This window comes from Streptomyces sp. KL116D (assembly GCF_030766975.1).
Taxonomy (GTDB): Bacteria; Actinomycetota; Actinomycetes; order Streptomycetales; family Streptomycetaceae; genus Streptomyces; species Streptomyces longispororuber_A.
Genome location: NZ_JASERH010000150.1, coordinates 33,184 through 55,437 on the forward strand (window position 1 = coordinate 33,184; position 22,254 = coordinate 55,437).

The window sequence follows — 22,254 nt, forward strand, 5'->3', positions numbered from 1 at the left end:
CCGGATTTGGTGGCAGGTACGGGGGGTGGTTGGCTTGGGCGAGCCCCTGAGGAACCAAGTGCTGGAGGAAGAGTCATGGCGCAGGTCGAGGCCACCACGGAACGGGTCGTCGCCGCGAAGCCGGACGACGTGTTCGACGCCCTCGCCGACTACAACGGCACACGCGAGAAGCTGCTCCCCGAGCACTTCAGCGAGTACGAGGTCCGCGAGGGCGGCGACGGCGAGGGCACCCTCGTCCACTGGAAGCTCCAGGCGACCAGCAAGCGCATCCGCGACTGCCTGCTCGAGGTGAGCGAGCCGACCGACGGCGAGCTCGTCGAGAAGGACCGCAACTCCTCGATGGTGACGACGTGGCGGGTGACCCCGGCGGGCGACGGTCGGTCCCGGGTCGTCGTCACGACCGTGTGGAACGGCGCGGGCGGCATCGGCGGCTTCTTCGAGAAGACCTTCGCGCCGAAGGGGCTCGGCCGCATCTACGACGCCGTCCTCGCCAAGCTGGCCACCGAGGTCGAGAAGTGACCGCGTGGAACTGACACGCGCACACTGATCTGCCGCTCACCGTTTCGAGTGGTTTTCGTTTCGCGCCGGTTGTACGCCGTAGGGCTCCGACCGGCGCGTTCGTCGACGAAACCCGTCTGAACAGCGAATCGTCGCGCTTGCCCCCCGTTGTCGCGCAATGCGAGAAATGGGCGGCGCAAGGGCGACGAGGGGAGCTGCAGGTGGGCACGACGACGCTGGTGACCGAGTCGGTCGGGGGGCCGGTGACGGCCCCCGTGCCGGAACCGGCCACCCCGACCGGGCCCCGACGGGCCGCCGCGCCACCGCAGTTGCCCGGCGACGGACTCAGTCCGCGGCGGGTCCGGATGGTCTTCGTCGGTCTGATGCTCGCGCTGCTGCTCGCGGCGCTGGAGCAGATGATCGTCGCCACCGCGCTGCCGAAGATCGTCGGCGAGCTGCACGGTCTCGACAAGATGTCCTGGGCGATCACCGCCTACCTCCTGACGTCCACCATCGGCCTGCCGATCTACGGCAAGCTCGGTGACCTCTTCGGCCGCAAGGGCGTCTTCCAGTTCGCGATCGTCGTCTTCGTCATCGGCTCCGCGCTCGCGGGCCGGGCGCAGAGCATGGACCAGCTCATCGCGTTCCGCGCCGTCCAGGGCGTCGGCGCGGGCGGCCTCATGATCGGCGTGCAGGCGATCATCGGCGACATCGTGCCGCCCCGCGAACGCGGCCGCTACATGGGCCTGATCGGCGCCGCGTTCGGCCTCGCGTCGGTCGCGGGCCCGCTGCTCGGCGGCTACTTCACCGACCACCTCTCGTGGCGCTGGTGCTTCTACTTCAACGTGCCGTTCGGCCTGCTCACCCTCGCGGTCACCGCCGTCGTCCTCAAGCTCCCCAAGCCGCAGAAGAAGGCCCGACTCGACGTCCTGGGCGCCCTGTTGCTCGCCGCGGCCTCCACCTGCCTGGTCCTGCTGACCAGTTGGGGCGGCACCGAGTACGAGTGGGGCGACCGCGTCATCATCGGGCTCGCCGCCGGAGCCGTCGTCTCGGCCGCGCTGTTCGTCCTCGCCGAGAAGCACGCCGCCGAACCGATCATCCCGCTGCGGCTGTTCCGCGACTCCGTCTTCAACCTCAGCGGCCTGGTCGGCATGGTCGTCGGCGTCGCGCTGTTCGGCGCGGCCAGCTATCTGCCGACGTTCCTGCAGATGGTCGACGGCGCCTCGGCCACCGAGTCGGGCCTCCTGATGCTCCCGATGATGGGCGGCGTCGTCGGCGCGTCGATCGTCTCCGGACAGCTCATCAGCCACACCGGCCGCTACAAGCTCTACCCGATCCTCGGCGGCGCCCTGTCCACGCTCGGGATGTACCTCCTGTCCCGCCTCGAAGTGGACACCCCGCGCCTCGAGTACAGCGTCTACATGGCGGTGCTCGGCGCCGGCATCGGCCTGATCATGCCGGTGCTCGTGCTCGCCGTGCAGAACTCCGTGCGCGCCGCCGACCTCGGCACCGCCACCAGCGCCAACAACTACTTCCGGCAGATCGGCGGCAGCGTCGGCGCCGCGATCTTCGGCACCCTCTTCGCCGACCGGCTCGCCGACTCCCTCGCGGACCGGCTGCCGACCGGCGGCGAGCTGCCCGACGCCGAGTCGATCACCCCGCAGCTCGTGCACGCGATGCCCGAGGCCCTGCGCGCCCCGTACATCGAGGCGTACGCCGACGCGATGCCCCGCATCTTCCTCTACTTGGTGCCGGTCCTGGTCCTGGGCCTGCTCCTCGCCTTCTTCCTCAAGGAGACCCCCCTCTTGTCCAGCGCCGCCCCCTCCTCGCCCTCGTCCCCGGCCGAGCACCCCGTCGTCCCGCAGCAGGAGCGGGTGTCCTACGCCGCCGGAGTCCCGGTCTGCGGAACGGTGCAGCACTCCGACGGGACCGCCGTACCGCGTGCCGCGCTCACCCTGATCGACGTCGGCGGCACCCAGATCGGGCGCGGCGCCAGCGGCGAGGACGGCCGGTACGCCCTGTCGACGCCCGGCACCGGTTCGTACGTGCTGATCGCGGCGGCCGGCGGGCACCAGCCGCAGGCCGTCACGGTGACCGTCGGCGAGCGGCCCGTCGAGCTGGACGTGGTGCTCGGCGGCGCGGGCCGGCTCGCCGGCTGCGTGCTGACCGCCGACGGAGCTCCCGTACGGGAGGCGACCGTCACGCTGACGAACGTGCACGGCGAGGTCGTCGCCACCACCCGCAGCGGACGCGAGGGCGGCTACGTCATCACCGAGCTGGTGGCGGGCGAGTACACCCTCGCGGCGAGCGCCCCCGCGTTCCGCCCCGCCGCGCTCCCGGTGACCGTGATGGCCTCCCGGGAGACCCGCCAGGACGTGGAGCTGGCGGGTGGCGCGGTGCTGCGGGGGACGGTGCGGGCCAGTGGCGGGCGGCCCGTGGAGGAGGCCCGGGTCACCCTGCTCGACGCCGCGGGCAACGTCGTGGACACGCTGACCACGGGCCCCGACGGCACGTTCCGGTTCGTCGACCTGTCGTCGGGCGAGTACACGGTCATCGCGGCGGGCTACCCTCCGGTCGCGACCGTGCTCCAGGTCGCGGGAGGCGGCCGTACGGAACGCGACCTCCAGCTGGGCCACGAGGACTAGCCCCGCGCCCCTTACGGGGGCTCGCCCAATTCATGGGTAAGCGCCTCCCGTTGAGCGGCGGAGCCGTACCGTGGAAAGAGGTGGCGCGCGTCCCCCGGCGCGCCGGGAGGGGAAGGAGCGCGGTGATGCACGGCACCGGTCGACCCCCGCAGGCCCGCGTTCCGCTGGCGGTCGTCGTGATCGATCAGGCGGGCCGCGTCTCGCACTGGAGCACCGGCGCCCGCCGGCTCTTCGGCCCGGCCAGGGACGAGGCGGTGGGCCGCCCCGCGACCGACCTGATGCCCGTGTCCGGCGCGCTGCCGGACGTGCGTGAGCCCACCGACCCCGCCGCGCGCGGCGCGTTCGACCTCGCGGGACACGATCTGGAGGAGTCGCTCGGCGGACACACCTCCTACCCGGCGGCGGGCCGCGCCAGGCTCGACACCAGCGCGGGGCCGCGGAACCGGATCGACGTGCTGTGGTGGGCGTACCCGCTGGTGGGCCCCGGCCCCGAGCGGATGCTGGTGCTCGCCGCCGACGCCGAGCGGCTCAGCGGGGACGGCGGCGACAGGGGAGACAGTGGTGTCAGCGGGGACCGGGAGCGCATCGCCCCCGGTTTCGCCCTGCACACCGACTTCCCGGCCGCCGACGAGCTGGCCCGCGGCCTGCCCGAGATCCTGCCGAGCATGAGCGTCGGCGAGAGCGCCCGGATCGTCTCCCAGGTGCTCGAACTCGGCTATCCCGTACTGGAGTTCAGCCAGCACGACCGGGTCCCCGTCACCGCGGACTGGGGCGTCTCGCGGCGCACCGAGCGCCAGGAGCGGCGGGCCGCGGCGGCCCGGGCGGCGGCGACGGGAGTGCCCTCGCCGCGCGCACCGCTCGACGACACGGCCGAGGACATCGAGTACGCGGCGGTGCGCGAGCGGCTCGAATTCCTCAACGAGGTGAGCGGGCGCATCGGTTCGTCCCTCGATCTGGCGCGGACCGTCTTCGAGGTCAGCCGGGCCGTCGTGCCCCGCTTCACCGACGTCGCCGGCACGTACCTGCGCGAACAGGTCGTCGCGGGCGAAGGGTTCCCGGAGGGCCCGCCGGACGCCACGACCATGTGGCACCGCGTCGCCCTGGAGCACACCGACGAACCGGGGCGCTGGGACGACGTGGTGCCCGTCGGCGAGTCGATGCCGTTCCCGGTGCACACCCCGTTCTTCCAGTGCATGACGAGCGGCGACCCGGTGCTCGTGCCGTACATCTCGGAAGAGATGGGCAACGCGATCGCGTCGCAGTTCGAGAAGCGCGACATCCGGCCGCTGATCACGCACCGCTCGATGCTCGTCGTCCCGCTCAAGGCGCGCAACGTCGTCCTCGGGTTCATGATCCTGCTCCGCCACCAGGAGCGGCCCGTCTTCAACGACATGGACCGCGTCACCGGAGCCGAACTCGCCGCGCGCGCCGGGCTCGTGCTCGACAACGCGCGCATGTACACGTACCAGGAGTCCGTCGCCGAGACGCTCCAGGACAGCATGCTGCCGCACATCGAACCGCACATGCCGGGCTGTGACATCGCCACCCGCTATCTGCCCGGCACGCTGCTCGGCCGGGTCGGCGGCGACTGGTTCGACGCCGTCAAACTGCCCGGCGCCAGGGCCGCGCTCGTCGTCGGCGACGTGATGGGCCACGGCCTCAACTCGGCCGCGATGATGGGGCAGTTGCGCACCGCCGTGCAGACGATGGCCGCCCTCGATCTGCCCCCGGCCCAACTCCTGCGCAACCTCGACGACTTGGCGCAGCGGCTCGGCGACACCTATCTCGCGACGTGCCTGTACGCGGTCTACGACCCGATCGTCGGCGAGCTGCACCTGGCCAACGCGGGGCACATCCCGCCGGTGATCGTGCGGGCCGCCGACGGCCGCAGCGAGCTCCTCGAACTGCCGACGGGCGCGCCCATCGGCGTCGGCGGAGTGCCCTTCGAGGCCGTACGGGTCCCGGTCGCGCCCGGCGACCGCCTGGTGATGTGCACCGACGGCCTGGTGGAGGTGCGCGGCGAGGACATCGGCGTGGGCCTCGCCACGCTCTGCGAGTCCGCCGCCCACCCTGCCGCCTCCATGGACGACGCCTGCGACACCATCATCCGGTCGCTCGGCGCGCGCGGCGGGCGCAAGGACGACGTGGCCCTGCTGCTGGTCCGGATGGCCGGGATCGAGAGCGGGGACGTCGCGCACTGGGAGCTCGCGCCGGACCCGTCCGAGGTGCCGCGGGCCCGTGAGCTGGTCCGTGAACAGCTCCTGGAATGGGGCCTGCTGAGCATCGAACGGACGGCGGAGCTGATCGTGAGCGAGCTGGTCACGAACGCCGTGCGGCATGCCCGCGGCGGCCCGGTCCGGCTGCGCCTGGTGCGCTCGGGCACACTGCTGTGCGAGGTCGAGGACGCCGACCACACGCTGCCGAGCCTGCTCGGCGCGGGCCCGGGCGTGGAGTTCGGACGCGGCCTGCGCGTGGTGGCGCACCTGGCGCGCGAATGGGGCACGAGCCGTACGGCGACCGGCAAGACGGTGTGGTTCGAGCTGACGGCCCCCCGACGGCGCGGCTGACGCGCGGCCGACCGGCGCACACCTCTCGAACGGCGGGTGAAGGTGTGTGCGCGCGACTTGTGGGGGCGGGCTCCGGAGCGGTAGACCGAGCTGACGCTCCGTCGAGTCCGCCGCCGTGCCCCCGGGAGGTCCCATGAGCGTGACCGAGCGCTACAGGAAGGCGTGGGAGGGCTTCTGGGAGGACGCCCCCGAGGAGCCGGGCGGCGTCTTCTGGGACGCCGAGCCCGCCCTCACCGCGGGACTCCACCTGGCCCTCTTCGAACCGGAGTTGGCGGCCGCCGGACTGCCCCTCGTGGACCTGGGATGCGGCAACGGGACGCAGACCCGGTTCCTCGCCGACCGCTACCCGAAGGTCGTCGGCGCCGACCTGTCCGCCGCCGCCCTCGATCGGGCCCGCCGCGCCGACCCCGCCGAACAGGCCGACTACCGGCAGATCGACGCGACCGACGCCGGTCAGGTCGGACCGATGCACGCCGAGCTGGGCGACGTGAACGTGTACGTACGCGGCGTGCTGCACCAGTGCGAGCCCGCCGACCGGCAGGCCCTGATCGACGCGGTCGCGGCGCTCGTCGGCGACCGCGGCCGCGCCTTCGTCGTCGAACTGTCGGAGCGCGCCCGGCCGGTCCTCCAGGAGCTCGCCAGGAACCCGGCGGGGCCGCCGCCCAAGCTCGCCCCTGTCTTCGCGCACGGCATCGCGCCCGGCGAGGTCTCCGACGCCGCCGTGCGCGACTACGTCACCGAGGCGGGCCTGGAGGTGTTCGCCTCGGGCGAGCTGCCGCTGACCACGACCGAGTTCACCGCCGACGGCAGCCGGATCGAGCTGCCGTCCACCTGGCTCGTGGTGGGACGGGCCGCCTGACACCGGGACGCGCGCCCGGCGCCGGTGCGGCCCGCACCGCGCTGACGAGCGGGAACTGCGCCTTACGAGTGTGACATTGGTCTATGCCACTGAGAGTTATCCACAGGCCTGGTGAGGTGTGCCCGGATCCGCGTACGGTTCTGGCCATGAAGATCCTCATCAGTGCCGACATGGAGGGCGCCACGGGTGTCACCTGGCCGGCGGACGTCCTGCCGGGCACACCGCAGTGGGAGCGCTGCCGGTCGATGTTCACCTCGGACGTGAACGCGGCGGTGCTCGGCTTCTTCGACGGCGGCGCCGACGAGGTGCTCGTCAACGAGGCGCACTGGACGATGCGCAACCTGCTCCTGGAGCAGCTCGACGACCGCGTGGAGATGCTCACCGGACGCCACAAGGCGCTCTCCATGGTGGAGGGCGTCCAGCACGGTGACGTCGACGGCATCGCGTTCATCGGCTACCACGCGGGCGCCGGCATGGAGGGCGTCCTCGCGCACACGTACCTGGCTAACCAGATCACGGGCGTCTGGGTGAACGACGTCCGCGCCAGCGAGGGCCTGCTGAACGCCCACGTGGTGGCGGAGTACGGCGTCCCCGTCGTCCTCGTCACCGGCGACGACCACGCCTGCGACGACGCCCTCGGCTATGCGCCGGAGGCCCGCAAGGTCGCCGTCAAGGACCATGTCTCCCGGTACGCGGCCGTCTGCCGCACCCCCGCCCGCACCGCCGCCGACATCCGGGCCGCGGCCAAGGACGCCGCGTCGATCGCGGTGCGCCACGAGCCGGTCCGCGGCGGCCCGTTCACGGTGGAGGTCGAGTTCGACGCCGAGCACCTCGCCATGGCGTCCACCGTCGTCCCCGGAGTGCGCCGGACCGGCGAGCGCAGGATCTCTTACACGCACGAGACCATGTACGAAGGCATCCGCACCTTCAAGGCGGTCACCACGATCGCCTCGGCCGCGGTGGAGGAACAGTATGGCTGACGCATTTTCCGGGACCGTGGACCAGCAGGCGCTCGACGAGGTCGTGACGTTCACCTCCGAGCTGATCCGGATCGACACCACGAACCGGGGCGGCGGCGACTGCAAGGAGCGGCCCGCCGCCGAGTACGCGGCGGAGCTGCTCGCCGGCGCGGGCCTTGAGCCGACGATCCTGGAGCGCACCCCCGGCCGGGGCAACGTGGTGGCCCGCATCGAGGGCACCGACCCGTCCGCCGACGCCCTCCTGGTCCACGGCCACCTGGACGTGGTGCCGGCCGAGGCCGCCGACTGGAGCGTGCACCCGTTCTCCGGCGAGGTCCGCGACGGCGTCGTCTGGGGCCGGGGCGCCGTCGACATGAAGAACATGGACGCGATGATCCTCGCGACCGTACGGCAGTGGGCCCGCGTCGGGTACCGGCCGCGGCGCGACATCGTCATCGCGTTCACCGCCGACGAGGAGGCCAGCGCCGAGGACGGCTCGGGCTTCCTCGCCGACCGGCACGCCGGCCTCTTCGAGGGCTGCACCGAAGGCATCAGCGAGTCCGGCGCCTTCACCTTCCACGACGGCAGCGGCAAGCAGCTGTACCCGATCGCGGCGGGGGAGCGCGGCACCGGCTGGCTGAAGCTCACCGCGCGCGGCAAGGCGGGCCACGGCTCCAAGGTGAACCGGGCGAACGCGGTGAGCCGGCTGGCCGCCTCCGTCGCCCGCATCGGCGAGCACGAGTGGCCGCTGCGCCTCACGCCCACGGTCCGCGCCGCCCTGTCCGAGATGGCGGCCGTCTACGGCATCGAGGCCGACGTGGACGCGCCGGACCTCGACGTCGACGCACTGCTCGGCCGGCTCGGTCCGGCCGCCGACCTCGTCGCGCCGACCGTGCGCAACAGCAGCAACCCGACGATGCTGTCCGCCGGCTACAAGATCAACGTGATTCCGGGCGAGGCCGTCGCGCACGTCGACGGCCGCTACCTGCCGGGAACCGAGGACGAGTTCAGGGCCACCCTCGACGCCCTCACCGGACCGGACGTCGACTGGGAGTACGAGCACCGGGAGGTCGCCCTCCAGGCGCCGGTCGACTCGCCCACGTTCGCGCGGATGCGGGCGGCCGTCGAGGAGTTCGCGCCCGAGGGGCACGTCGTGCCGTACTGCATGTCGGGCGGCACGGACGCCAAGCAGTTCTCCCGCCTCGGCATCACGGGCTACGGCTTCGCGCCGCTCAAGCTCCCCGAGGGCTTCGACTACCAGGCGCTCTTCCACGGTGTGGACGAGCGGGTGCCGGTGGAGGCGCTGCACTTCGGCGTGCGGGTCCTCGACCGCTTCCTGCGCACGGCATAGCGACACGGCGAGCACACGGCGACGGACTAGGAAAACATGGCGGACGCGAAGAACATGGGGGCCTCGGAACAAATGGGGGGCGGGGACATGGTGCACACCCAGGCATACGGATCCTGGCCGTCGCCGATCGACGCCGCACTGGCCGCGGCGCACGACGGACAGCCCGAGTACGTCGGCTTCGTCGGCGACGAGGCGTGGTGGACCGAGCCGCGGCCCACCGAGGCGGGCCGCCGGGCGCTGGTCCGGCGCCGCCCGGACGGCACGGAGCAGTCGGTGCTGCCCGCGCCGTGGAACGTGCGCAGCCGCGTCATCGAGTACGGCGGCCGCCCCTGGGCCGGTGCCGAGCGCATCGAGGGCCCGCTCGTCGTCTTCGTGAACTTCGCGGACCAGCGGCTGTACGCGTACGAGCCGGAGACCCCCGAGCGGGCACCGCGCCCGCTCACCCCGCTCTCGCCGGTCGGCGACGGCCTGCGCTGGGCGGATCCGCAGCTCCACCTGGACCGGGGCGAGGTCTGGTGCGTCCTGGAGGAGTTCACCGGCGAAGGACCCAGCGACGTGCGGCGCGTGGTCGCCGCCGTCCCGCTCGACGGCTCGGCCGCCGAAGCGCGCGACGCCGTGCGGGAACTGACCGACGGCGCCCACCGGTTCGTGACCGGGGCCCGGCTCGCGCCGGACGGACGGCGCGCCGCCTGGATCGCCTGGGACCACCCGCGGATGCCGTGGGACGGCACCGAGCTGCTGCTCGCCGAGGTCCGCGAGGACGGCGTGTTCGGCCCCGCGCAGACCGTCGCGGGCGGGCCCGAGGAATCCGTCTGCCAGGTCGAGTGGGCCGCCGACGGGACCCTCCTGTACTCCGGTGACGCGAGCGGCTGGTGGAACCTGTACCGGCTCGACGTGCGCGGCGGCTGGGAGGTGCCGCCCGCCGGGGACGACGCCCGGCGCGGCGCGGACGTCCGCCCGGCTCCCGCCCTGTCCGTGCCCACCACGCCGCAGGGCGCCCTCGCCCGGCCCACGCGCGCCGCGGCCCGGCCGCTGTGCCCGCGCGACGAGGAGTTCGGCGGGCCGCTGTGGAAGATCGGCCTGAGCTGGTTCAAGCCGCTGGAGGGCGGACTGGTCGCCGTCGTGCACGGCGTCGGCGCCACCTCGCTCGGCATCCTCGACCCGGAGACCGGCGAGGTCGTCGACACGGCGGGACCATGGACCGAGTGGGCCTCGTCGGTCGCGGTGCACGGCACCCGTGTCGTCGGCGTCGCCGCCAGCCCGCGCACCGGCACCGAGGTCGTCGAGCTCGACACCTGCACCGGCCGCACCCGCGTCATCGGCGCCGCGCACACCGACCCCGTGGACCCCGCGTACTACCCCGAGCCGCAGATCCGCACCTTCGCCGGCCCGGACGGGCGGGACGTCCACGCCCACATCTATCCGCCGCACAACCCCACCCACATGGCCCCCGACGACGAGCTGCCGCCGTTCGTCGTGTGGGCGCACGGCGGCCCCACCGGCCACGCACCCCTCGTACTCGACCTGGAGATCGCCTACTTCACCTCCCGCGGCATCGGCGTCGCCGAGGTCAACTACGGCGGCTCGACCGGATACGGCCGGGAGTACCGCAACCGGCTGCGCGAGCAGTGGGGCGTCGTCGACGTGGAGGACTGCGCCGCCGTCGCCCTCGCCCTCGCCGCCGAGGGCACCGCCGACCGCGACCGGCTCGCCGTCCGCGGCGGCAGCGCCGGCGGCTGGACCAGCGCGGCCTCCCTGACCAGTACCGACGTCTACGCGTGCGGCACGATCATCTACCCGATCCTGGACCTCACCGGCTGGGCCGAGGGCGAGACCCACGACTTCGAGTCGCGCTACCTGGAGACGCTCGTCGGACCGCTCACCGAGGTGCCCGCGCGGTACGCGGAGCGCTCACCGGCCGAGCACGCCGACCGGCTCACCGCGCCGTTCCTGCTCCTCCAGGGCCTCGACGACGTGATCTGCCCGCCCGCCCAGTGCGAGCGGTTCCTGGCCCGGGTGGAGAGCGAGGGCCGGCGGGTGCCGCACGCGTACATCGCCTTCGAGGGCGAGGGCCACGGCTTCCGCCGCGCGGACACCATGGTGCGCGCACTGGAGGCCGAACTCTCCCTGTACTCCCAGGTGTTCGGCCTCCATCCGACCGGCATCCCGACCCTGGAGCTCACCAAGTGACGGCGGGGTCGCTGCACCGGCCCGACCGGCTGGTGCCCGGCGCCCGCGTCGCCGTCGTCGCCCCCAGCGGGCCGGTCCCCGCCGACCGGCTCGAAGCGGGCCTCGACATCCTGCGGGGCTGGGACCTGGAGCCGGTGCCCGCGGCCCACGTCCGCGACGTCCACCCGGAGTTCGGCTACCTCGGGGGCACCGACGCCGACCGGGCCGCCGACCTCCAGCGGGCCTGGTGCGACCCGGACATCGACGCGGTGATCTGTGCCCGCGGCGGTTACGGGGTGCAGCGGATGGTCGACCTGGTCGACTGGGCCGCGATGCGGGCGGCCCGCCCCAAGGTGTTCGTCGGGTACAGCGACATCACCGCGCTGCACGAGGCGTTCGCGGTCCGGCTCGGCGTGAGCACGCTGCACGGCCCGATGGCCGGCGCGTTCGACTTCCTCAAGAACGCCCGTGCGCAGGGGCACTTGAGGGCCACGCTGTTCGAGCCCGAGACCGTGCGGACGATCGCCGCGCCCGAGGGGGGCCGGGTCCTGGTGCCCGGCACCGCGCGCGGCGTCACGCTCGGCGGGTGCCTCTCGCTGCTCGCGTCGGACCTGGGCACGCCGTTCGCCCGGCGGTCGGCGCGGGGCGGGCTGCTGTGCCTGGAGGACGTGGGCGAGGAGTCGTACCGGCTCGACCGCTATCTGACCCAGCTCCTGCGGGCCGGGTGGTTCGACGGGGTGGCCGGGGTGCTGCTCGGCTCCTGGGCGGAGTGCGACGATCCGGACCTGCCGGCGTTGCTCTCCGACCGGCTGGGCGGGCTCGGGGTGCCGGTGATCGACGCGTTCGGCTTCGGGCACGGGGACGGGGCGCTGACCGTGCCGTTCGGGATCGAGGGCGAGCTGGACACGACGGCCGGGACACTGACGCTGGCGGTGCCTGCACTGGCCTGAAGGGTCTGAGAGGGCTGAGGGGCCTGAAGGGCAGCGGTCCGGGCGCCGGGCCGACGGGCCATGCCGCTGCCTCGCGGGAGCGGGCGTCGCGGTCGGCGCACGCGTTCAGGCGTAGTGGTCCTCCGCGTTCTCCAGCGGATGCCCCCGCGAATAGCTCATCAGTGCCGCGTACTTCTCGTCGCCGAGAAAGTACGCGCCGCTGTGGTGCAGGTAGAAGAACCGGCCGGACTCGTCCATGAGGACCGTCCCCCCGTCGTAGGTGTCGTGCGCGACGGGGAAGAGCTTCGTCCCCAGTCCGTCGGCGAGTTCCTGGACGTCCTCCGCGGCGCCCCGGTACATGAGGCGCGGGGCGAACTCCACCCGGTCGTCGGTGGAGGCGTGCCGGAGCGCCACGAGGCCGACGTGCTCGCGCAGGAACGCGAGAGCGGGCTCGACGGTCCCGAGACGGCCACCGTCGGCGCGGAAGTCCGCCAGGACGCCCGCCACCTCGGCCGCGGCTAGGGCCTGTCTCCCAGATCCCTCCTGCCCCACGACGCCTGGCACGCGCTCTCGCCGCACCGGGCGCAAGGCCAAGTACGGTCCAGTACGAGGCCTTGGGCCCGGCACGCCGAGAGCACGCACCAGACGCCGCGAAGCCCGCCCTTCGGGCGGACGGAGGGATCTGGGAGACAGGCCCTAGGTCGTCACACCGGCGCCCCGGGTGCCACCCGGCAGCCGACAGCCAGGCATCCACCGCCGCGGGGGACTTCAGTACGGGCACGTTTCCTGTCCTCTCTCGTCCCCTCTGGTCGCTGTCGTTCACTTTCCCTTCTCGGTCCCAGGGCCGTGACGCCGACGGGCGGCAGGGTCCCAGGGCGGAGCGGAGGGGGGCAACTCGGCACCCGGTACGTGCCGTTCGCCCCGGCCGCCCCTCCACGGAATATCCCCACGCACCCCCATTGACCCTCGACTGACACGCGTCACACCATGACTCCGCACGTGAACTTACTGGTCAGTAGAGCGGCTAGCGCCACCGTGGAGGTCACCGTTGCCCAGAACCCGTGCCGTGCTCGCGGCGGCCACCGCCGTCGCGGCCCTCGCCGCCCCGCTCGCCGGCGCCGCGCCCGCGGGTGCGGCGACCCCCACCTCCGGTCAATTCACGGTCACAGCACTGAAGTTCACGGTCCGGGCCGGAGATCGAAGCTGCGTCGTGGACGCCGACCTCTACCGGCCCGCCGGAGTCGACGCGACCCACCCGGCCCCCGCCGTCCTCACCACGAACGGCTTCGGCGGCAGCAAGTCCGACGGGTCCACCGACGCCACCGCGAAGGCCTTCGCGCAGCGCGGATACGTCGGGCTCGCCTACTCCGGGCTCGGCTTCGGCCGGTCCGGCTGTCTCGTCTCCCTGGACGACCCCCGCATCGACGGAGTCGCGGCATCCGCCCTCGTCGACTTCCTCGCCGGGACCCGCGCCGCCGACGACGGCACCAGGGCCGACTACGTGACCGCCGACAAGAAGGGCGATCCGCGCGTCGGCATGATCGGCGGATCGTACGGCGGAGCCGTTCAGTTGGCCACCGCCTCCGTCGACCACCGCGTCGACGCCCTCGTGCCGCTGATCACCTGGAACGACCTGGCGTACTCGCTCGACCCGCAGAACGCCGCCGACCGCGACGTCCCCGGCGTCTTCAAGTGGCAGTGGACCAACGGCTTCTACCTGATGGGGGAGGGCCAGCCGCTGCTCGAACCCTCCCTCGACCCGTCCCGGATCAACAAGCTGAGCTGTCTGCACTTCGTGGACGACGCCTGCGCGACCATCCACACCCTCAACTCCGGCCGCTACCCGGCCGACCGGACCGAGCAACTGCTGCGCTACGCGCGCAGCGTCTCCCCGGTCTCGTACCTCAAGGACGTGAAGGCGCCGACCCTGCTCGTCCAGGGGCAGGCGGACAGCCTCTTCAACCTGAACGAGGGGCAGGCGTCGTACCGGACCCTCAGGGCGAACGGCACCACCGCCAAGATGATCTGGCAGTCCTGGGGCCACAGCGGCGGACTCACCGACCCGGCGAGCGGCGAACTCAACCTGTCGCAGGGCAACTTGGAGACGTCGTACGTCGGCCGGCGGATCCTCGCCTGGTTCGACCGGTACCTGCGCCACGAGAAGGGCGTCGACACCGGGCCGGCGTTCGCCTACTACCGCGACTGGATCGCTGACCCGAACCGCACCTACGCGACCGCGTCGAGCGTGCCCGCGCCGTCGCGGAAGCTGTACCTGTCCGGCGACGGCAAGCTCGTCGACCACCGCGAGAAGGTCGCCCGCGGCAGCCGCGAGTACCAGAACCGGCTGATCCCCACCAGTCACTCCGAATCGTCCCTGGCCGGCCTCGTCGGACTGCCCGACCCGGCCCCGCACGACACCCGCGGCACCTACCTCGACTGGACCACCGAGCCCCTCGCCCGCGCCACCGACGTGGTCGGATCGCCGAAGGCCACCCTCAAGGTCGTCTCGCCGCGGACCGAACGCGTGCAGGACTCCGGGGACGCCGCCGACAAGCTCGTCCTCTTCGCGAAGCTGTACGACGTCGCGCCCGACGGGACCAAGACCCTCGTGCACCGGCTCGTCGCCCCGGTCCGGGTGCCCGACGTCACCCGGCCGTTCACCGTCACCCTCCCCGGCATCGTGCACCGCTACGAGAAGGGGCACCGCATCCAGTTCGTGATCGCGGCGAGCGACGACGCGTACGGCGGCAACAGGGGGATCAGGCCGGTCACCGTCACCAGCGCCCCCGAGGACACCGGAACGGTGGAGCTGCCGGTCGTCCCCGAGTAGCCCGTCACCCGCCCGCAGCCCGCCCGCCGCCCTCCCACCACCGCCCGTCACCCGTACGGGCCCTCGGCCGGTGCGCGAGCGCCGCCTTCCCGCCCATGCTGGGCGAGGAGGCGGCGACGACCTCCGGGGGAACGACGGAAGGGTCACGATGAGCCCCAAGGACACCGCGAGCTCGTCGAAGAGCGGCGGCTCCAGCGCGTTCACGCCGGCCAGGATCGCGGTCCTGGCCCTGGCGGTCCTCGCCGTGATCTTCATCTTCGAGAACACCCGGCAGGTGAAGATCCGGCTGCTGATCCCCGAGGTCACCATGCCGCTGTACCTGGCACTCGCGGCCGTCTTCATCATCGGCGGGATCTGTGGGGGCTACTTCGTGGCGAGGAGACGCAAGTGAGACGAGTGGCGACGGTCACCGCGGGGGCCCTGCTGGCCCTGACGGTCCCGGTGGGCGCGGCGGTCGCGGCCGACGGGCCGCGGATGCCGGACTTCCGCGGCCGTGGACTGATGCACGTGTTCACGACGCTCGACTACCGCACCCAGGTCCAGGTGACCGACGTCGGCGGCGCACACCGGCACGTGCTGTGGCCGCCGAGCTGGAAGGTCTGCACCCAGTCACCGGCCGTCGGCCGGGAGATCGGCGACACCACGGTCCGGATCGGCGTCGTGAAGAACGGCGAGAAGTGCCCCCGGGCGGCCGCCGGATAGCGGTCCGTAGGCTGGCCCGATGACCGAGTACCTGGCCGAGGGCCCGCGCGTGGGCATCCGCCCCTTCGCGCTCACGGACGCCGCCGAGTTCACCGCCAGGGCGCGGGAGAGCGGGCGGCTGCACCGGCCCTGGCTCTTCCCGCCCACCGACGCGGCCGCCTTCGAGGCGTACGCCCGGCTGCTCGTGGAGGACCCGGCGAAGCACGGCTTCCTGGTCTGCGAGCGGGCCGCCGGAACCGATGGGGCCGCCGGAACCGACGGGGCCATCGCCGGGTTCATCAACATCAACAACGTGGTCCTCGGCGGCTTTCGCTCCGGCGCCCTCGGCTACGGCGCCTTCGCGCACGCGGCAGGCCGCGGTCTGATGTCCGAGGGCCTCGGCCTCGTCGTCCGCCACGCGTTCGGGACGCTCGGGCTGCACCGGCTCGAGATCAACGTGCAGCCCGGCAACGCCGGATCCATCGCGCTCGCCCGCCGGGCCGGCTTCCGCCTCGAAGGGTTCTCGCCGGACTTCCTCTTCATCGACGGGGCCTGGCGCGATCACCAGCGGTGGGCGCTCACCGCTTCCGGTTGATCTTCATCGTGTCCATGTCGGTCACGGTGGAGCGCAGCTCGCCGTGCCCGTACCCGCGCTCCGCCAGGTGCGCCGTCGCCTGCTCCTCGGCGAGCGCGCCCGCCATCTCGTCGCCGTCGGCCGGGTCGGACGTGACGACGTAGCGCATCGAGAAGTGCTTCAGCGTCCGGTCGTACGCGAGCGAACCCTCCGGGCCGAACCGCATGCCCGCGATGCCCTCGTGCTCCGCCACCTCGGCGAGCAGCCGCTCGCGGGCCGGTGCGGTGAGACCGTCGAAGGTGCCGCGCACGATGACGCGATAGGTGTGCTGGTCGGACATGGTGCGGGTCGCTCCTCGTGCGTACGGCGGCGGGTCAGCCGGTTGAAAGCGCCAGGGTACGTCGATGAGGATGCTGCGCATGCGGAATATCGTCGCCGTCGACGCCCCCTCCAACCTGGGCCTGCGCCCGCCCGCCCCCGGCACCGTGCCCGGTGTCTACAAGCTGGCCGGAGCCCTGCGCGAGCACGGCATCGTCCGCAGGCTCGGCGCCTTCGAGGGCGGCGTCGTCGTGCCGCCGCGCTACGACCGCGGCGACTGGCAGGAGGGCGACGGGGTGTTCAACGCCGCCGCCATCGCCGCCTACACCGTCCGGCTCGCCGACCGGATCGAACGGCACGTGCGCGCCGGGGACTTCCCGTTGGTGCTGGGCGGGGACTGCTCGATCCAGCTCGGCGCGGCGCTCGCGCTGCGCCGCATCGGCCGGTACGGGCTCGCCGCCGTGGACGCCTCCGCCGACTTCCGGCACCCCGGGAACTCCGACCGGGTCGGCGCGGCGGGCGGCGAGGAGCTGGCGCTCGGCACCGGCCGCGGGCAGGACGACCTGACGGACATCGAAGGGCTGCGCCCGTACCTGCGCGACGAGGACGTACGGCTCTTCGGCGGGCGCGACGCCTTCACCGACGACCGGGCCGAGCTCGCCGCACTGAAGATCCCGAACGTGACCGTCGGCGAGCTGCGCGAGTGGGGCGTCGAGGACGTCGTGCCCGGCTTCGTGCGGAGCCTGGAGGTGCCGGTCCTCGACGGATTCTGGGTGCACCTGGACGCCGACGTGCTCGACCCGGCCGTCATGCCCGCCGTCGACAGCCCCGACCCCGACGGGCTGCTGCCCGACGAACTCCTCGCGCTGCTGCGGCCGTTGCTCGCCTCGCCGCGCTGCGTCGGCATGAACGTCACGATCTACGACCCGGATCTCGACCCCGACGGGACGGCCGGCGCCCTGCTCACCGATCTGATCGTGACGGCCTTTGCGCAATCCTGACCGGGGCAGACCCTGGTCAGCTCGCCGATGACCATGTTCCATGGTCATCGGGGCGGGCCGCGCCCCGTGGCGACGGGAGGCAGACGTGACGATCGTGCGACGTGAGGTACTGACCCTCCCAGGCGTCGAACTGGGCCCCGCGAACCCGCTGCCACCGCTGCGCACCCTCGACGAGATGCACGAACTCGACGAGCGGTCCAAGGAGGGCCTGCCGCTCGACATGTCCCGGCAGATCGGCTACCGGCCGCTGCGCAGCGTGCTGCCCGAGCGGATCCTCGACGGCTACGGCCGGGACCGCGCACCGGTCACGCTCGACACGATCGTGATCGAGAACGACCGGCTGCGGGCGACGGTCCTGCCGGGCCTCGGCGGCCGCATCGCGTCCCTGTTCCACAAGCCGACCGACCGTGAACTCCTGTACCGCAACCCGGTGTTCCAGCCCGCGGACTTCGCGCTCAACGGCGCCTGGTTCTCCGGCGGCATCGAGTGGAACATCGGCGCCACCGGCCACACCACCCTGTCCTGCGCACCCGTGCACGCCGCCCGCGTCACCGCGCCCGACGGTGGCGAGATGCTGCGCCTGTGGGAGTGGGAGCGCCTGCGCGACCTGCCCTTCCAGGTCGACCTGTGGCTCCCCGACGGCTCCGACTTCCTGTACGTGGGCGTCCGGATCCGCAATCCGCACGAGAAGCCCGCGCCGGTGTACTGGTGGTCCAACATCGCCGTGCCGGAGGAGCGCCGCGTCCTCGCCCCGGCGTCCGAGGCCTGGCACTTCGGGTACGAGCGCAGCCTGCGCCGGGTCCCCGTGCCGGAGTTCGACGGCGCCGACCGCACGTACCCGCTGAACAGCACGTACCCCGCCGACTACTTCTACGAGGTCGAGGACGGGCGGCGCCGCTGGATCGCCGCGCTCGACGACGCCGGGCACGGCCTCGTGCAGACCTCGACCGATCTGCTGCGCGGCCGCAAGCTCTTCGTCTGGGGCAGCGGCACGGGCGGGCGCCGCTGGCAGCGCTGGCTCACCGAGCCCGGCACCGGCGGCTACGCCGAGATCCAGGCCGGGCTCGCCCGCACCCAGCTGGAGCACGTCCGCCTGGAGGCGGCCGGCGAGTTCAGCTGGCTGGAGGCGTACGGGCCGCTCTCGGCGTCCGCGGAAACGGTTCACTCGCATCACGCGCAGGAGGACTGGGACGCAGCCGTCGAGGAGGTGGAGCGCCGCCTCGCGGACGCCCTGCCGAGGGCCGACGTGGACGCCGCGTACGCGGCGTGGCGGCCGAGCGCCGACACCGAGCCGGGGGAGCGCCTCGCCGTCGGCTCCGGCTGGGGCGCCCTCGAAGTCCTGCGCACGGGCGAGAAGTTGACGGGCACGCCGTTCGACGAGGCGATGCTGGGCGACGAACAGGCGCCCTGGCGCGAGCTGCTGGAGTCCGGAGCGCTGCCCGAGCCGCGCCGGGTCGGGCCGCCCGGACCCTCGCTCGTCGCGCCCGCCTGGCGCGACATGCTGGAGACGGCGCCGGCCAGGCCGCTGTCCGAGTACCACCTCGGCGTCGCGCAGTGGCACGCGGGCGACCGCGCGCAGGCCGTGCGCAGCTGGGAGCGCGGGCTCGAACTCGCCCCGTCCCTCTGGCCGTTCCTGCGCTGCCTGGCGGTCGCCGACGCGGCGGACGGGCACGCCGAGCGGGCCGCGGACCGCTACACCGAGGCCTTCGACGACCTGTGCGCGGAGCGCCGGGACGACGGGGCGGTGTGGGTCGCCGCGACGGCGTCGCTGGGCCGCGAGGCGATCTCGGCACTGCTCGCGGTGGACCGGGTGACGGCGGCCCGCGGCGTGTGGGACCGGCTGCACGCAGCCACCAGGGCCCGCGGCCGGTTCCGCCTGCTGGAGGCCGAACTCCTCGTCGCGGAGGGCGAGTCGGCCGCGGCCCGCGCCGTCTTCGACGCCGGGTTCGAGGTCGCCGATCTGCGGGAGGGGGCCGAGACGATCGGGGAGCTGTGGGCGAGGGCGGCCCCCGGCGAACCCCTGCCGGACACCTATGACTTCCGGATGAGGCCGCCCGCGAGCACCTCGGGCGACTGAAGGAGCGGGGCCGGGGTGGGGCCGGGGCGGTCCCGCCCCGGCCGGCGTGCCAGGCCCTAGACCAACTCGCCCGCGCGGGCGACCACTTGGCCGCCGTGCACGACCATGTCCCGCTGCGGCATGTCCACCACGACCTGCGGGACGCACTCGCCGCGCAGCAGCACGAAGTCGGCGGGGGAGCCCGGGGTGAAGTCGACGCGGGGCAGGCCCATGACGTCGGCGCCGCCGTGCGTGCCCACCGTGTAGCAGTCGGTCAGTTCCTCGTCGAGGCGGACGTCGGTGACCCAGCCGAGGATGTGCGCGCGGTGCAGCATGTCGGCGTTGCCGAACGGGCTCCACGCGTCGCGGACGCCGTCCGAGCCGAGGCCGACCCGCACTCCGTGCTCCCGCAGCTTGCCGATCGGCAGGACCAGGGACTCGTTCGGCGAGACCGTGGTCAGGGCGATGTCCATGTCGGCCAGGTCGCTCGCCATCGCGTCGAGCTCGGCGCCCTTGAGGAACGGCAGGCAGAACACGTGGCTCACCGTCACCTTGCCGCGCAGCGACAGCGCCCTGGTCCGCTCGATGATGCCGCGGAGCACCTTCGTGCCCTTCTCGTCGCGGTCGTGCAGATGGATGTCGACGCCGACGCCGTAGCGGTCGGCGAGGTCGAAGACCAGGTCGAGCTGCTCGTCCAGGGCGTTGTCGAAGCTGATCGGGTCGATGCCGCCGATCATGTCGACGAGGCCGGCGCGCGCCGCGTCCTCCAGGAGCTTCGCCGTGCCGGGCGTCCGGACCACGCCGTGCTGCGGGAACGCGACGATCTGCACGTCGAGCGCGTCGGAGAGTCGCTCGCGGGCCTCGGCCACCCCTTCCAGGCCGGCCAGCCCGTAGGCGGGCGCGACGTCCGCGTGCGCCCGCATCGCGCGGGTGCCCCGCGTCACGGCGTGCGCCATCAGTCCGTAGGCGCGCTCGCCGACCGGGCGCTTCTGCGAGCGGAACAGCTCCACGTCCTGCGCGCAGTACTCGGCGATCCCGGACGCCGGCTTCCGGGACACCCAGTCGCCGCCGAAGCTCGTCTTGTCGGGGTGGATGTGCGCGTCGACGAGGGCCGGCAGCGCGATCCGGCCGTCACCGTAGACGACCTTCGCGCCCTTGGGGGCCGGACCGTCCGAGATGACGCCGTCGACGACCGTGAGGTCCACGGCGTCCCGCGCGGCGAACGGGCGGACGTTCCGGAAGACCACGGCCTTCTTGGGGCGGTCCTGCGGCCGGGGCTCCGCGGTCTGCGCGGCCTGGGCGTGCGTCGGGGCGAGGGCCGCGCCGAGCGAGGCGGCACCCGCGAGGACGCCGCGGCGGGACAGGTGAGGGGGAGTCATGCGGTTCTCCTTGGGTCGAGGGAGGGCGCGAGAACGGTGCGGGCGGTGCGGGCGGTGCGGAGATCAGGCGGCGAGGCCCGAACGGACCACGCGGGACGGTGACGTGAGGACGCTCAGGTCCTCGAGCGGGTCGCCCGGCAGGAGCAGCAGGTCACCGGCGAAACCGCGGTCGAGGCGGCCCGCCGTGCCGGCCAGGCCGAGCAGGCGCGCGGCGCCGGTCGTCGCCGTGCGGATCGCGTCCAGCGGCGACAGCCCTGCGGCGTGCATCAGTTCCACCTCGCCGCCGATCGGGCGGACCGAGCCGCCCGACGAGTCGGTGCCCGCCGCGAGCGGCACCCCCATCTCGTGCGCGGCCAGGACCGCCTTCTTCAGGACCGGCAGGTACGTGCGGCCGCGCTCGGCGAGCACCGGGTCCGAGGACGTGGCGAGGCCCGCGATCGCGGTCAGCGTGGGCGTGAAGTACGTGCCCCTGCGGCGCATCTCCCGCAGCGTGCGCTCGCCGACGAACGCCCCGTGCTCCAGCGAGCGGATGCCCGCCGTCACCGCGTCGTGGCAGCCCTGCTCGCTGTAGCTGTGACAGAGCACGCCCTTGCCGCCGCGCCGGGCGGCCGCCACCACCTCGGACAGCTGCTCGTGCGAGTAGACCTGGGCGAGCGGGTCCTGCTCGGGCAGGCCCGCGCGCTCGTTGACCCGGGTCTTGACGACGTCGGCGCCGCGCGCGAGGTTCACCTCGACGACGCGCCGCAGCGCCTGGGCCGAGCGCACGCCGTCCTTGAGGCGGGCCAGCGGCGTCAGGTCGGGGTCGGCGAGAACGGTGTCGCCGAGGTCGGGCGTCACGAAGACACCGGCGGCCCTGAGGCGGGGCGCGAGCCCGGGGGCCTGGCGGGCCAACTCCCGTACGGCGATGTCCTGGTAGAAGTTCGTGGAGCCGCTGCGCGCGCTGGTGGCGCCCTTGCGGACGGCGTCGCGCGCCTCGGCCGCGGTGTTCAGGTGGATGTGCGCGTCGACGAGTCCCGGCAGGATCCAGTGGCCGTGCGCGGCCAGCCGCGGGGCGTCGGCCGGCAGCTGCCCGCGGACCGCGTCCCGGGACCCGGCCGCGCGGACCACGCCGCCGCGGATCACGACGACCGCGTCCTCGGTCACGTGGCCGGTCGCCGGGTCGAGCAGCGTGCCGCCCTCGACGACCAGATCGCCGGCGGTGCCCGGCCGGCTCGTGCGGGGCGCCGCCGCGGCCGGGGACGCGCCGGTTCCGAGCGCGGTCGCGGTGCCCGCGAGCACGGCGGAGGCGGCGAGCACGCCGCGGCGGGTCAGTCGGCCGGACGGGGGCTCGATGGGCTCGACGCACATGGGGGCTCCTTGAGGGGAGGAGGTGGCCTGGCCCGACTTTTTGTATACCAAGGTGAGCGGGGCGGCAAGGGAGCACCGTCCGCAGGGTAGG

Annotated in this window: 18 protein-coding genes; 14 read left to right on the top strand and 4 right to left on the bottom strand. The window is 73.3% G+C overall.

The window, feature by feature from the left end; genetic code table 11:
- Positions 1 to 75: 75 nt before the first annotated feature.
- From RBJ77_RS59335 to RBJ77_RS59370, 8 genes are all read left to right on the top strand, one after another.
- Entirely contained in the window at positions 76 to 519 is a 444-nt protein-coding gene (locus RBJ77_RS59335) for an SRPBCC family protein (RefSeq protein ID WP_255982862.1), read from the top strand.
- Between the two features lie 200 nt (positions 520 to 719).
- Positions 720 to 3,143: an MFS transporter gene (locus tag RBJ77_RS59340; protein WP_372352514.1), complete on the top strand. Its 2,424-nt coding sequence runs from the start codon at positions 720 to 722 to the stop codon at positions 3,141 to 3,143.
- A gap of 125 nt (positions 3,144 to 3,268) precedes the next feature.
- On the top strand, positions 3,269 to 5,710 hold the full coding sequence (locus tag RBJ77_RS59345; protein WP_372352515.1) for a SpoIIE family protein phosphatase: 2,442 nt from the start codon (positions 3,269 to 3,271) through the stop codon (positions 5,708 to 5,710).
- A 133-nt stretch (positions 5,711 to 5,843) separates the two neighbouring features.
- The gene (locus RBJ77_RS59350; RefSeq protein WP_372352516.1) at positions 5,844 to 6,569 is read left to right on the top strand and encodes a class I SAM-dependent methyltransferase; all 726 of its coding nucleotides are present in this window, start codon (positions 5,844 to 5,846) and stop codon (positions 6,567 to 6,569) included.
- 146 nt (positions 6,570 to 6,715) lie between these two features.
- Positions 6,716 to 7,549 (top strand): M55 family metallopeptidase, encoded by an 834-nt coding sequence (locus tag RBJ77_RS59355; protein ID WP_372352517.1) that lies wholly within the window; start codon positions 6,716 to 6,718, stop codon positions 7,547 to 7,549.
- Positions 7,542 to 8,879: a M20/M25/M40 family metallo-hydrolase gene (locus RBJ77_RS59360; protein ID WP_372352518.1), complete on the top strand. Its 1,338-nt coding sequence runs from the start codon at positions 7,542 to 7,544 to the stop codon at positions 8,877 to 8,879. Before RBJ77_RS59355 ends, RBJ77_RS59360 begins: the two co-directional genes overlap by 8 nt.
- Before the next feature lie 87 nt (positions 8,880 to 8,966).
- Positions 8,967 to 11,069, top strand: a complete 2,103-nt coding sequence (locus RBJ77_RS59365) for a prolyl oligopeptidase family serine peptidase (RefSeq protein WP_372352519.1) — start codon at positions 8,967 to 8,969, stop codon at positions 11,067 to 11,069.
- On the top strand, positions 11,066 to 11,998 hold the full coding sequence (locus tag RBJ77_RS59370; protein WP_372352520.1) for an LD-carboxypeptidase: 933 nt from the start codon (positions 11,066 to 11,068) through the stop codon (positions 11,996 to 11,998). The genes RBJ77_RS59365 and RBJ77_RS59370 overlap by 4 nt, the downstream gene beginning before the upstream one ends.
- A gap of 105 nt (positions 11,999 to 12,103) precedes the next feature.
- On the opposite strand, the gene RBJ77_RS59375 is transcribed toward RBJ77_RS59370, so the two are convergent.
- Positions 12,104 to 12,541: an SUKH-3 domain-containing protein gene (locus RBJ77_RS59375; RefSeq protein WP_372352521.1), complete on the bottom strand. Its 438-nt coding sequence runs from the start codon at positions 12,539 to 12,541 to the stop codon at positions 12,104 to 12,106.
- A 484-nt stretch (positions 12,542 to 13,025) separates the two neighbouring features.
- Here RBJ77_RS59375 and RBJ77_RS59380 point away from each other — a divergent pair, with 484 nt between their 5' ends.
- From RBJ77_RS59380 to RBJ77_RS59395, 4 genes are all read left to right on the top strand, one after another.
- A complete protein-coding gene (locus RBJ77_RS59380) occupies positions 13,026 to 14,807 on the top strand; it encodes a CocE/NonD family hydrolase (protein WP_372352522.1) in 1,782 nt (593 codons plus the stop codon).
- Positions 14,808 to 14,955: 148 nt separating this feature from the next.
- On the top strand, positions 14,956 to 15,198 hold the full coding sequence (locus tag RBJ77_RS59385; protein ID WP_255972062.1) for a LapA family protein: 243 nt from the start codon (positions 14,956 to 14,958) through the stop codon (positions 15,196 to 15,198).
- Positions 15,195 to 15,509, top strand: coding sequence for a hypothetical protein (locus RBJ77_RS59390; RefSeq protein WP_372352523.1), 315 nt, complete (start codon positions 15,195 to 15,197; stop codon positions 15,507 to 15,509). Before RBJ77_RS59385 ends, RBJ77_RS59390 begins: the two co-directional genes overlap by 4 nt.
- A 19-nt stretch (positions 15,510 to 15,528) precedes the next feature.
- On the top strand, positions 15,529 to 16,083 hold the full coding sequence (locus tag RBJ77_RS59395; RefSeq protein ID WP_372352524.1) for a GNAT family N-acetyltransferase: 555 nt from the start codon (positions 15,529 to 15,531) through the stop codon (positions 16,081 to 16,083).
- Here the strand turns inward: RBJ77_RS59395 and RBJ77_RS59400 are convergent.
- The gene (locus RBJ77_RS59400) at positions 16,067 to 16,402 is read right to left on the bottom strand and encodes a DUF6204 family protein (RefSeq protein ID WP_372352525.1); all 336 of its coding nucleotides are present in this window, start codon (positions 16,400 to 16,402) and stop codon (positions 16,067 to 16,069) included. The genes RBJ77_RS59395 and RBJ77_RS59400 overlap by 17 nt on opposite strands.
- Before the next feature lie 79 nt (positions 16,403 to 16,481).
- Here RBJ77_RS59400 and RBJ77_RS59405 point away from each other — a divergent pair, with 79 nt between their 5' ends.
- Together RBJ77_RS59405 and RBJ77_RS59410 are read left to right on the top strand one after the other, a co-directional pair.
- Complete coding sequence (locus RBJ77_RS59405; RefSeq protein WP_372352526.1) at positions 16,482 to 17,381, top strand: arginase family protein; 900 nt, start codon at positions 16,482 to 16,484, stop codon at positions 17,379 to 17,381.
- A gap of 40 nt (positions 17,382 to 17,421) precedes the next feature.
- On the top strand, positions 17,422 to 19,458 hold the full coding sequence (locus tag RBJ77_RS59410; protein ID WP_372352527.1) for a DUF5107 domain-containing protein: 2,037 nt from the start codon (positions 17,422 to 17,424) through the stop codon (positions 19,456 to 19,458).
- 56 nt (positions 19,459 to 19,514) lie between these two features.
- Here the strand turns inward: RBJ77_RS59410 and RBJ77_RS59415 are convergent, their stop codons facing one another.
- Together RBJ77_RS59415 and RBJ77_RS59420 are read right to left on the bottom strand one after the other, a co-directional pair.
- Positions 19,515 to 20,816, bottom strand: a complete 1,302-nt coding sequence (locus RBJ77_RS59415; RefSeq protein WP_372352528.1) for an amidohydrolase — start codon at positions 20,814 to 20,816, stop codon at positions 19,515 to 19,517.
- A 63-nt stretch (positions 20,817 to 20,879) separates the two neighbouring features.
- Complete coding sequence (locus RBJ77_RS59420) at positions 20,880 to 22,163, bottom strand: amidohydrolase family protein (RefSeq protein WP_372352529.1); 1,284 nt, start codon at positions 22,161 to 22,163, stop codon at positions 20,880 to 20,882.
- Between the last annotated feature and the right edge of the window lie 91 nt (positions 22,164 to 22,254).

Coding starts and splice junctions, on each gene's coding strand:
- RBJ77_RS59335 (WP_255982862.1), top strand. CDS start 76: ATGGCGCAGGTCGAGGCCACCACGGAACGGGTCGTCGCCGCGAAGCCG.
- RBJ77_RS59345 (WP_372352515.1), top strand. CDS start 3,269: ATGCACGGCACCGGTCGACCCCCGCAGGCCCGCGTTCCGCTGGCGGTC.
- RBJ77_RS59350 (WP_372352516.1), top strand. CDS start 5,844: ATGAGCGTGACCGAGCGCTACAGGAAGGCGTGGGAGGGCTTCTGGGAG.
- RBJ77_RS59355 (WP_372352517.1), top strand. CDS start 6,716: ATGAAGATCCTCATCAGTGCCGACATGGAGGGCGCCACGGGTGTCACC.
- RBJ77_RS59360 (WP_372352518.1), top strand. CDS start 7,542: ATGGCTGACGCATTTTCCGGGACCGTGGACCAGCAGGCGCTCGACGAG.
- RBJ77_RS59365 (WP_372352519.1), top strand. CDS start 8,967: ATGGTGCACACCCAGGCATACGGATCCTGGCCGTCGCCGATCGACGCC.
- RBJ77_RS59385 (WP_255972062.1), top strand. CDS start 14,956: ATGAGCCCCAAGGACACCGCGAGCTCGTCGAAGAGCGGCGGCTCCAGC.
- RBJ77_RS59395 (WP_372352524.1), top strand. CDS start 15,529: ATGACCGAGTACCTGGCCGAGGGCCCGCGCGTGGGCATCCGCCCCTTC.
- RBJ77_RS59400 (WP_372352525.1), bottom strand. CDS start 16,402: ATGTCCGACCAGCACACCTATCGCGTCATCGTGCGCGGCACCTTCGAC.
- RBJ77_RS59405 (WP_372352526.1), top strand. CDS start 16,482: ATGCGGAATATCGTCGCCGTCGACGCCCCCTCCAACCTGGGCCTGCGC.
- RBJ77_RS59410 (WP_372352527.1), top strand. CDS start 17,422: ATGGTCATCGGGGCGGGCCGCGCCCCGTGGCGACGGGAGGCAGACGTG.
- RBJ77_RS59415 (WP_372352528.1), bottom strand. CDS start 20,816: ATGACTCCCCCTCACCTGTCCCGCCGCGGCGTCCTCGCGGGTGCCGCC.
- RBJ77_RS59420 (WP_372352529.1), bottom strand. CDS start 22,163: ATGTGCGTCGAGCCCATCGAGCCCCCGTCCGGCCGACTGACCCGCCGC.